The organism is Dehalogenimonas etheniformans, from assembly GCF_014672715.2.
GTDB lineage: Bacteria > Chloroflexota > Dehalococcoidia > Dehalococcoidales > Dehalococcoidaceae > Dehalogenimonas > Dehalogenimonas etheniformans.
Window position 1 is genome coordinate 1,562,355 of record NZ_CP058566.2, and the last position, 10,568, is coordinate 1,572,922.

Below are 10,568 nucleotides of genomic sequence, written 5' to 3' on the forward strand. Positions count from 1 at the left end.
CGTATCAATATAAATACAACGCGTTTCATCATACGCGACTCATGCCATCGATTCAGGCTGTATGGATATCTCTGATTATGTTTTTGTAATGGTTTTTTCGCCCTGCCAATGCCTCCTCGCTGTATATCTGCGACCCCAGCCAGATCATGCCTTCCTCAAGCTGCTCCGGTGTCATGTTTTTTGGTAAAAAGTTGATATCGAAAAGTGTGCACCTGTCCCAGGCTGATTCTTTAAGCAGGCGTTTTTCGGTTTTTAATTTTTCATACAGCCGCGTACCGGGGAATGGTGTCATAACCGTAATCTGCGCCTCCAGCAGCCCTGACGTCTCGATAAAATCACGTGTTTCTCGGAATGCATCCTTTGTGTCATGTTCAAGACCAAGAATAAAACATCCATCCAGCGAGATTCCGTATGATTGGATTTTTTTGATCGTTGAAATATATGAACTAAATCGCTTCAGTTTCCAATTGTTCCGGTCAATACCGTTCAGGTTACCCTCGAGGATGCTTTCGAAGCCTACCAACAACTGATGACAGCCGCTAGGTCGAAGCAGGGCTAGCAGTTCGTCGTCTTCGGCGACTGAAATATCGGTTTCCGTAAACCACTTTATCCCCAGGGGGGTAATGGCTTTTAACAGTTCCTTGGACCAGGCCTTATCGACAAAGGTATTATCATCGGCAAACTCGATGAACGGGTGCGGCCAGTATTTCTGGATTTCCTTGATCTCTTTTACAACGAGATCGATCGGTTTTTTACGGTAAGGCCCGAGAGTTTTGGAAGCGGCACAAAAATCACAATCATGCGGGCAACCCCGGGAGGTCTGTACTGTTATCCTGTTGTGTTTATTCCGGTCGAGGAAATCGAAGCGGGGTAATGGGGATTTTGCCAGATCGAACGGGGCCTCCGCTCGATAGAATTGTTTTAATTTGTCGCGCCGGAAGTCGTTGATCAGTTCCGGCCATACGGGTTCTCCTTCACCGATCACTACCGCATCGGCATGACCGGCTGCCTCATCGGGCAGAGCCGTGGCATGCAATCCCCCGATCACCACCCTGATACCGTTTTGCCGGTAGCGATCGGCAAGTTCATAAGCCTCGAAAACTTGAGCTGAACAGGTAGAAATGCCGACAAGGTCGTAAGTCCGGTTTATCTGATGTTGAGCGCCCTCGGTTATCTCGATGTATTCGACTTCTATATCCTTGGGTGTCAGGGCGGCGATAGTGAGCAAACCTAGATTTGGTAATGAGGCAATGAGTTTTCCTCTACTCACGAAACCCGGCAAAGTAACCCCCAGTTCAGCGATGCGCCTGGTGCGAACCTGGGCTCCGCATAGTGCCAACAATCCGATCTTCATGGTTTCACCAATCCAACAACAATAATGAATACCCCGATTAACAAGGAAGTGGCTGACAACGGGAGAAGATATTTGGCCTTTCTCCAAAAAGCGGCGGTCAGACACGCGATGGGAACCCCGGCTGCGCCGAATATCATCAGGAAGGAACCCAGGTTTTTACTTGTGTCCGAAAGACTTGCTGAAACGAGTTCTTTACCGTAGAGAATGTTGATGATTGCCAGCGCGATAAAAGCGATGTGGCCAAGCCTCAAATATCGTCGGGTTAAAGAGCTGTATCCACCGAGCCAGTGCTCGCCTTCGGCTTTGAGTCCTAATATCATACCGACGACGAGCCCGACCAATATCCATATCCAGCCGAAGGTTACATTGACCTCACCCTGTAACACTGGTCACCCCTCTTTTATATTGCGTGAGAAACAACAGGAAAAACACTATAAAAATCAAGTCCATCAGTCCGAAGAGCGCGAAAATACCTGGCATCCCTTGGAATATCACCCAATAAAAAGCCACTGCGCTGTAGAAGATCTTGAAAATGATCCCAAGCCTGATAATGTCCATGTTTCTGTACATATTCCTGTACACAAAATAAAAACCTATCCCCATGTTGAATATGAAAGCTGCGGCTGCCTGGTAAAAAGCCAAATAGTTGGGCCGGGCGATTTGTAAAATGTTGTCAAAAATCGGTTGCCAAAAGACAAAAAATACCGCGCCAAGAATGAAATCGTATAATGCAGCTATCAGGAAAAGAAGTCGGAATCGATCTTCATTGCGCATGTGCTGGTTCATCGCACCCTCCTGATTTACTCGTTTTTCAGAACCTTCTATAAAGAGTCACGATTTGATTGCCGGTGCTAAAACACAAAAACCGACCATTCAGGTCGGTTTCACTATTAGCTGCGCGCTACCTAAGTGACCAATTACTGGTAGCGTTTCAGAGCTACCTGCGCATATAAAATAAGCCGTGAAACACGACAAAGTCAATAGATTTCGCGGGAATATTTGGTTAATATACTAAGTTTGTGTTGAAACTGTGTTGATTGCGTTTTTGATACCCCGTCTCTCTAGGAAGAATCTGGACTGAATATTTATTTCACAAAAAATATTCCACCAAAAACGACACGAAACGCTTGACAGCTCAAAGGAACAGTAGTGCTATAATAGGCGCACTAATCTCCCGCCTGTCATCTGAACGTATTGAAGAATCTCAATCCTTCCCGCTAATTGATGACGTCTTTGAGGCAAGGTTGCCCCCTCAATTTTGTCATCCTACGCGAAGGCGAAGGATCCATGTGGGTGGGGTATTGTGTATTGGTAGTATTTAACATTGGTAGTATTCTCCACGGCAGAAAGCTGACCGCTGATTGCTGAAAGCTGTAATTGAACGAAATGAATGGATTGAATGAATTGTCCGCGCCAAACCACCCAATCGTGAAGTCCGGGAATCCCAATCGTGTCGTTTCGGTAAATCCCATAAAAAGCGCCCGTTCAATTCACAGATGGTTTCGCCCGGGATTTGACGCCCATGCACATGGATTCGGAGCCCGTGATTTGGATTTGTCTATGATTTCACCTCAATTGTTTTTCTTGCCGGCACGCACAACGAATATTCGTTTCCCCACGATTGACCAATCGCGCATTTTTTGGATTCGTTTCAGAAAAAAGCTTTTTCCCCGTCGCGAAAAAACAAATGCAAATCCCGGTTTTGGATTTGAGGATTTGGATTTTGATGTTTTTTCGGTCCTGAGCTTGTCGAAGGACGAGATTCGGATTTCGGATTTTTTTGCAGGCGAGGTTTTAGGGGGTATTGAATATTGGTAGTATCTGGCATTGGTAGTATTGGTATTATTCCCCTTGCGGGTCGAGTCGTTTCAGTCGTTTTCGCAACAGGAAAACCTGAAATACAATTTCGAAGCCAACCCGGCGGCCTTTTGCCCCCTATGGTATAATCACACATTATGCTTTTTGATGGTGATCCATGAAGTCCAAAGACTTTCTCTCCGTAACTGACCTCGCCGGCCATGAGATCCGCATGCTCCTGTCCGACGCCGCCAGCCTGAAAGCCCAGGGTTGGCAGACGACCCTCTCCGGCAAAACCCTGGCTCTGCTATTCGAAAAACCCTCCCTTCGTACCCGCGTCAGCTTCGAACTGGCGATGAAACAACTCGGCGGCGAGGCTATCTACCTCTCCCCCGCCGAGGTCGGACTGGGCAAGCGCGAGTCCATCGCAGATGTCGCCCGCGTCCTGTCCCGCTTCGTCGACGCCATCGCCGTCCGCACCTTCGCCCAGAGCACCCTCGAGGAACTGGCCCAGTGGGCTGGCGTGCCGGTGATCAACGCCTTGTCCGATGCCGAGCACCCCTGCCAGGCCCTCGCCGACCTCCTGACCATCTATGAGCACAAGGGCGAGTTCCCCGGCCTGAAACTGGCATTCGTCGGCGACGGCAACAACGTCGCCGTGAGCTTGGCCCTGGCCGCCGCATCGGTCGGCTTGAACTTCACCATCGCCACTCCGAAAGGGTATGAACTCCCCGGCGCCGCGATGAAACGGGCGCTCGACCGGGCCGCGGTGACCGAAAGCATCATCGAAGCCACCTACGACCCGAATGGGGCCGTCCGTGACGCCGACATCATCTACACCGACAGTTGGACGTCAATGGGCCAGGAAGCTGAAGCCGAGATCCGGCGCAAAGCATTCAATGGTTTCCAGGTCGACGATCAAATGGTCTCCCTGGCCAAGCCCGACGCCATCATCATGCATTGCCTGCCGGCCCACTACGGCGAAGAGGTCGCCGAGGGTCTCCTCAACAGCCCGCAATCAGTCGTTTTCGACCAGGCCGAGAACCGCCTCCACGTCCAGAAGGCGCTCCTCGCCGATATGCTGGGCGGTCTCTGTTTCCCCTGGCCTGGCTGATTTGGCATTGGTATCGCGATTTAAAAGATGAATAAATTACCTTCCGTTGCCATCGTCGGCCGCCAGAACGTCGGCAAGTCCACCCTGCTCAATCGCCTGACCGGAAAACGCCAGGCCATTACCGAAGACCTGCCCGGCACCACCCGCGACCGGCTCTACATCCCCATGAACCATGCAGGCCGCGATTTCGAATTAGTCGATACCGGCGGTATGGAAAGCCTGCCGCAGGACACCATCGCCCGAGCAGTGAACGACCAGGTGCGCTCCGCCATGAAAGCCGCCTCGGTCGTCGTCTTTCTCGTCGACGCCCAGACTGGTATGGCGCCACTTGATCATGAAATCGCCGACGAGGTAAGAAAAAGCGGTAAACCGGTAGTGGTAGCCGTAAACAAAGCGGATAACGCCAGATTATCGTTGAACTCCGCCGAATTCCACTCTTTGGGCTTCGGCGAACCGATGCCGGTGTCCGCTTTCCATGGCCGTGGCGTCGAGGATCTGCTCGATCGCATCGTCGAACTCCTGCCGGAACCGGAAGCGATAACCGCCGCCCCTTCGAGGCTCCGCATAGCCATCGCCGGACGGGCCAATGTCGGCAAGTCATCGCTTTTGAATGCCCTGGTCGGCGAAGAGCGGGTGATAGTTTCTCCTGTTCCTGGGACAACAAGGGACTCTATAGATACACCTATTGACACCGCCAGTGGTTCTGTGGTACTTATAGACACCGCTGGCATAAGGCGTCGGGGCAAGATCGAGCGCGGCGTCGAAGAATATAGTGTCATCCGTTCACTCAACGCCATTGATCGCGCCGACATTGTTTTAATTGTTTTAGATGCCAGCGAACCGGCGACCGCCCAGGACACCCACATCGCCGGATATGCCAAAGACCAGGGCCGGGGGTTAGTCCTTGTCGTCAACAAGATCGATCTCCTAGAAAATGTGGATATGACTGAATACGACCGTAACATGGCCGCCCGGTTCAAGTTCATCCCCTATGCCCAGCGCCTCTACGTTTCCGCCCGCACCGGCGACGGTGTCGACAGGGTTATTCCTGCCTCCTTTGAAATCCAATCTGAGCGTTGCAAGCGTATCCCTACCCCCGATCTGAACAGCCTGGTTCGCCAGGCGCTGGCCCGCCATGCCCCGCCGAGTATAGGCGGCAAGCTCTTGAAAGTCCTTTACGCCACTCAGGTGGGAGTCTGCCCGCCGGAGATTGTTTTCTTCGTCAACGACCCGAAGCTAGTCCATTTCTCTTTCGAGCGTTTCTTGGAGAACCGCCTCCGCGAGGTCTTCGGTTTCACCGGCACGCCGATCAAGTTCACGTTCAAATCCCGAGGTGAATAAATTATGTTAGTCATCGAGCTTTTGCTTGTTGCCATAACCTCTTACCTCATCGGCAGCATCCCTTTCGGTTATCTCATCGCCCGGCGTAAAGCCCATATCGACATCACCTCCATCGGCAGCGGGCGCATCGGGGCAACCAATGTAATGCGCACCCTCGGGCGCAAAATGGCTATCCTGGTTGCCGGTCTGGACCTGCTCAAGGGTATTACAGCCGTTCTACTGGCCGGGGTTGTTATCGGCCATAATTACATCATGCTCGGCGATTACCATGTCGGCATCCTTACGGCACAGGTGATAGCAGCGTTGGCCGCGGTCACCGGTCACATTTTCCCCGTTTTTAATCATTTCAAGGGAGGAAGAGGCGTCGCCACTTTCTTCGGTGGTTTCATCGCACTCTATCCCCTTGCCGCAATTTTCGGCGGCGAGGTCTTCATTATCGGTGCCGGTCTGACCGGTTTCGCCTCTCTTGGCAGCATCGCCGGGGTCGCCGGCGCCTACGCCGTCATGATCCCACTTTCGCTCCACTCCGGTCTCCCCATCGAATACCTCTTCTATTCTCTCATCGGCTCAACGATCATCGTCATCATGCATCGCGACAACATCCAGCGACTTATTGCCGGCAAAGAGCGCCGCTTCACCGAAAAAGCCAACTGAATGACCCTATTTAAGGCCGAAAACGCGATACTGGCGGTCATTTAATGCCTAAAGTTGCAATTGTCGGCGCTACCACATGGGGCATAACCCTTGCTGCTGTGCTTGCCCGCAAGGACGGCGATCTCCGGATACTTACCCGGACCGAGGAAGAAGCCAGCCTCACTCGGAAAAGTGTTTTCAAAACCCCCCGCCTGCCCGAAGGTTTTATCCTGCCTCCCGGCATCACCGTCACCGCCGATGTTCCCGCAGCTCTGAAAGACGCCGATGCGGTGATCATGGCGGTTCCCTCCCAGGCGATGAGACTCAACACCCGGCAGGTCGCGCCTTATTTTGGAAAACGGACGCTCATCATCAGCGCCGGAAAAGGCCTCGAGATCGAGACCGGCAAGCGCATGTCCGAGGTCATCGCCGACGAGACCCGCAAGGAACACCACTCAAACATCTGCGTCCTCTCCGGGCCGAACCTGGCTTGGGAAATCCTGGCCGGCAGACCCGCGGTCACCGTTATCGCCGCTGAGAAAGAGACCCGCGCGCGGCGCGGCGTAAGGCTGGTGACCGTGCCGAACTTCTGTGCCTTCACCAACACGGATGTCGTGGGTGTGGAACTGGGCGGCGCTCTCAAGAACATCATTGCTCTTGGGGCCGGCATCGTTGATGGGCTGGGCTACGGCGATAACACCAAAGCGGCTTTGCTGACACGGGGATTGACCGAGATAACCGCCCTGGCAACGGCGTTGGGCGCCAACCCGCTGACCCTGGCAGGCCTTGCCGGACAGGGTGACTTGATCGCTACCTGTTCCAGCAAGCTTTCGCGCAACCATCAGGTCGGCGAGAGACTTACCCGGGGTGAACCGCTTAAGGACATCCAGGAACACATGAACGGTATCGCGGAAGGCGTATCCACAACCCTGGTGGCCTGGAACCTGGCCCAAAAACTGGGTATCGAGATGCCCATCACCGACCGGCTTTACCGCGTGTTGTACCAGGGCGAAGACGTTCGTGTAGCCGTTAAGGAACTGATGGTGGTGACCGCCTCCCACGAGTTGGCGGGACGCAAGTGGGGTCTGTTCAGCCTCTTCCGAAGGCGCAAGACCCCCGAGGCGATTTCGTAAATTTTCTAAAATTGGCAGCTATTCTTCGGCAGATGAGTCAGTCTGCGTACCGAGGCTCTTGCCCAGTTCTTCTAGAAGCTGCTTCTGCTTTTTGTTGAGCTTTTCCGGGGTTACCACCTTCACCTCGACCCATTCATCACCAAACACTGACGGTCGGTTGACCTGGGGCATGCCTTTTCCCTTGACACGCAACACCTTGCCGCTCTGCGTGCCCGCCGGTACCTTCAACTTTGAAGGGCCGTACAATGTTGGGACGTCGAGCTCGACGCCGAGCGCCGCCTGGGCGAAATTCAAGGGTAATTCGTAAACTACGTTATCCCCGTCGCGGCGGAATAGCTTGTGGGCGGCGACCGAAGGAGTAATGTACAAATCACCGGCACCGCCGTTCCGATCACCCATGTTCCCGGCTCCGGAAATCCGGATCTGATTACCGTTATCGATGCCTGCGGGAATTTTAACTTTTATCGTCCTGGACGCCCTGATACGGCCGGAACCTTTGCAGGTGGGACACGGGTCGCTAATGGTTTGACCCTCGCCGCGGCAGCGGGGACAGGTCACTACGTTGGTGAACCGCCCGAAAACACTGCGCTGGACCTGGTAGACCTTACCCTGGCCGCCGCATTCGGGGCATTTGGTGGGAGTGGTGCCTTCTTTGGCGCCGGTACCCTTGCAGGTTTCGCAGGCCTCGATACGCTGGACGTTGACCTCTTTTTCGACACCCGTCGAGGCTTCCTCAAGGGTGATGTTGATCTTGTAGTTCAGGTCTGAGCCGCGGCGCGGTCCCTGTCCGCCCTGACCACCCATGCCCCCGAAAAAGGTCTCGAAAATTTCGCCCAGACCGCCGAAACCGGCAAAGTCCTCAAAACCGCCGGTTCCTCCACCAAACGGACCGCCGGCAGCCCCGGCATGACCGAAGCGGTCATAAGCGGCACGCTTGTTGGTATCGGAAAGCACGGAGTACGCCTCGTTGATCTCCTTAAATTTGGCTTCGGCATCCGCCTCTTTGTTACGGTCGGGATGGTACTGGAAAGCGAGCTTGCGGAAGGCTTTTTTTAAATCATCGTCGGTGCAGGTCCGGGCTACGCCGAGCACCTCGTAGTAATCTCGTTTTGCTGTCGCCATGGTCAACCTCGTTGAATAATTAGACTAACGTATCATTCTATCGCAAATCAGGTAAAAACGCCATTCCCAATCGTAAGCGGCGCCGGAAACCGCGCCGCATTCCCAGAACGAAACAGGTTTCAGCCCGGATCTAAACCGGACGGTATGGCTCTTAAAACGTCAGCCTTTGATCTCGTTGCCTACGCTAAAAGCCTTGGCGACGACTTTGCCGAGGTCCAGGTATTGCGATTGACCGGTGATGTAAACGATCGGGTCTATCTTTGACACATCAGCCCGACCGTTGGTCAGGCATTCTTCGGAGATATGGCATTCGGTGATGCGGCCGATGACTAGCACGTGACTCCCGAGCTCAACTATCTGGTACAAAACGCACTCCAGGTTGACCGGACACGATTCGATAAGGGGCGCGCCGCTTTGCTGCCCGAAGAAGACTTTAAAGCCACATTTGGCTGTCTTGTCGGCTTTAGAGCCGGAGACTATTCCGCAATAGTCAGTTTCCCGGACGAGTTTGGTATTCGGAATATTGACCGAGAAGCTCTTGTTTTCGTTTATTCCCTTGAGGGTGTAGCGGGTCGGCCGTATAGCCACGGACACCATGGCGGGTTCTCCGCAGGCGACACCGCCCCAGACCGCCGTCATGAAGTTAGGTTTACCCGCCACCATACTGCCGACCAGCAAGGTGGGCATGGGATAAATGAGAGCCTGAGGCCCTAGTTTAAGTTTGGCCATATCACTCCTTGGAAATTCCGCGGCTATTGTACCAGCTTGCGACCCGCCTCGAAAGCCTGTTCCATTGCGCCAGGAACATTCTTGATCGCTCCGGCTTCATCGACATCGGCAAAAAGGAGTTCGCCGGCGTATCCAATATCGAGAACCACGAAGAGCGCCTTTACCGTCGCCCTGGCCGGTTCGAACATGGTCTGCCCTTTACGGCCGCCGACGCAGATAAAGAACCCTTTTCTTCGTTTAACCGGTTCGATCGGCGCCAGTTTCAACTGGTATTTGCGTGCCCAGAGGCATTGGCAGCGATCTATGGCTGCCTTGAGCTGAGCGGTCACCGACATGAAGTGTAGCGGGGATGCGACGACGATGATATCCGCGGCGGATAGAGCGTCGTAAATGAGCTCCATATCGTCATTGATCTTGCACTGCCCGGTGCGTGAGCAATAATCGCAGTGCAGGCAACCAGAGATGTTGAGTTCGGCAACCTCGATTAGGCGGGTATTAGCCCCGGCTTCCCGGGCGCCTCGCAGAAATTCGTAAAGGAGGTGCTCCGTATTGCCGCCCATCCGGGGGCTTCCGGACAGGCCGAGGACGTTCACGAAAGTTCAGACTCCAGGGTTTTCAAGATCTGTAACTCTCGGTCTTCCATGATGACGGCATCGGCTTCAACCTCGTGGTCGAAACCCAGCAGGTGCATGATGCCATGGATGAGCAACCGCGCCAGCTCTTTTTTGAGGGAATGACCGTATTCCACCGCCTGGATCTCGGCTTGCGGCAGAGAGATGACCACCTCTCCCAGGTTGATGCCGCTATTCGCAACGATAGGGAAATCCGGATGCGTCGTGGCATCCGCAGAGGCTTCTTTCACAAAAAAAGAGAAGGAAAGGACATCCGTCGGGCAGTCTTTGCTCCGGTACACCCGGTTAAGTTCCCTGATCTTATCCTGCCCTGTGATGTAGATACCGACTTCGGAAGAAGCCTCGGCGCACTGGGCGATAAGGATGCGGCGGGCTATTCCCCTAAGCCACGGTACGGAAAGGGCTTTCTTGAATTCTTTATCTATGGTTATGTCAATTCTCATATCAAAAACAATTATAGCGTAACGGCTGGAAGCTGTCAGCATTCACCATTCCTCCGTTCATGGTTTCCTTCGGCCCTGCTCCACGATTGAAGTCGGAGTAAACACCACGAACGGACACTTGAACTTGTCGAAGCCCGAGATGCGCTTTTAGAGCAATTGGCGTTTGCGCGAAGGCCGAAGAACCCTTGAGATCAGGCTCAGGGCAGGCTAGTCCTTTCCGCTGAAGGACTCTTCGCTACGACGCGGGAGTGGATTCCCACATCGGCCAAA

Annotated in this window: 12 protein-coding genes; 5 read left to right on the forward strand and 7 right to left on the reverse strand. The window is 53.7% G+C overall.

Annotated elements, in window-relative coordinates; genetic code table 11:
• Positions 1-52 precede the first annotated feature (52 nt).
• The 3 genes from HX448_RS07775 to HX448_RS07785 are packed head-to-tail and all read right to left on the reverse strand — an operon-like array spanning position 53 to position 2,140.
• Positions 53-1,354, reverse strand: coding sequence for a B12-binding domain-containing radical SAM protein (locus HX448_RS07775; RefSeq protein ID WP_102331704.1), 1,302 nt, complete (start codon positions 1,352-1,354; stop codon positions 53-55).
• The gene (locus tag HX448_RS07780) at positions 1,351-1,740 is read right to left on the reverse strand and encodes a hypothetical protein (RefSeq protein ID WP_102331705.1); all 390 of its coding nucleotides are present in this window, start codon (positions 1,738-1,740) and stop codon (positions 1,351-1,353) included. The genes HX448_RS07775 and HX448_RS07780 overlap by 4 nt, the downstream gene beginning before the upstream one ends.
• Positions 1,727-2,140 (reverse strand): hypothetical protein, encoded by a 414-nt coding sequence (locus HX448_RS07785; protein ID WP_102331706.1) that lies wholly within the window; start codon positions 2,138-2,140, stop codon positions 1,727-1,729. Before HX448_RS07785 ends, HX448_RS07780 begins: the two co-directional genes overlap by 14 nt.
• A 591-nt stretch (positions 2,141-2,731) precedes the next feature.
• On the opposite strand from HX448_RS07785, the gene HX448_RS07790 reads away from it, so the two are divergent.
• The 5 genes from HX448_RS07790 to HX448_RS07810 all read left to right on the forward strand — a co-directional run bounded on the left by HX448_RS07790 (position 2,732) and on the right by HX448_RS07810 (position 7,372).
• Positions 2,732-3,172 (forward strand): hypothetical protein, encoded by a 441-nt coding sequence (locus HX448_RS07790; RefSeq protein WP_162486006.1) that lies wholly within the window; start codon positions 2,732-2,734, stop codon positions 3,170-3,172.
• Between the two features lie 157 nt (positions 3,173-3,329).
• Positions 3,330-4,265: an ornithine carbamoyltransferase gene (argF, locus tag HX448_RS07795; RefSeq protein WP_102331708.1), complete on the forward strand. Its 936-nt coding sequence runs from the start codon at positions 3,330-3,332 to the stop codon at positions 4,263-4,265.
• 27 nt (positions 4,266-4,292) lie between these two features.
• Positions 4,293-5,606, forward strand: a complete 1,314-nt coding sequence (gene der / locus HX448_RS07800; RefSeq protein WP_102331709.1) for a ribosome biogenesis GTPase Der — start codon at positions 4,293-4,295, stop codon at positions 5,604-5,606.
• A gap of 3 nt (positions 5,607-5,609) precedes the next feature.
• Positions 5,610-6,260: a glycerol-3-phosphate 1-O-acyltransferase PlsY gene (gene plsY / locus HX448_RS07805; protein WP_102331710.1), complete on the forward strand. Its 651-nt coding sequence runs from the start codon at positions 5,610-5,612 to the stop codon at positions 6,258-6,260.
• A gap of 44 nt (positions 6,261-6,304) precedes the next feature.
• Positions 6,305-7,372, forward strand: coding sequence for an NAD(P)H-dependent glycerol-3-phosphate dehydrogenase (locus tag HX448_RS07810; protein WP_102331711.1), 1,068 nt, complete (start codon positions 6,305-6,307; stop codon positions 7,370-7,372).
• Between the two features lie 18 nt (positions 7,373-7,390).
• Here the strand turns inward: HX448_RS07810 and dnaJ are convergent, their stop codons facing one another.
• The 4 genes from dnaJ to ybeY form a co-directional block, all read right to left on the reverse strand.
• Entirely contained in the window at positions 7,391-8,494 is a 1,104-nt protein-coding gene (gene dnaJ / locus HX448_RS07815) for a molecular chaperone DnaJ (protein ID WP_102331712.1), read from the reverse strand.
• Positions 8,495-8,653: 159 nt separating this feature from the next.
• Entirely contained in the window at positions 8,654-9,223 is a 570-nt protein-coding gene (locus HX448_RS07820; protein ID WP_102331713.1) for a flavin reductase family protein, read from the reverse strand.
• Between the two features lie 23 nt (positions 9,224-9,246).
• Entirely contained in the window at positions 9,247-9,816 is a 570-nt protein-coding gene (locus tag HX448_RS07825) for a flavodoxin family protein (protein ID WP_102331714.1), read from the reverse strand.
• A complete protein-coding gene (gene ybeY / locus HX448_RS07830; RefSeq protein WP_226846713.1) occupies positions 9,813-10,340 on the reverse strand; it encodes an rRNA maturation RNase YbeY in 528 nt (175 codons plus the stop codon). Before ybeY ends, HX448_RS07825 begins: the two co-directional genes overlap by 4 nt.
• Between the last annotated feature and the right edge of the window lie 228 nt (positions 10,341-10,568).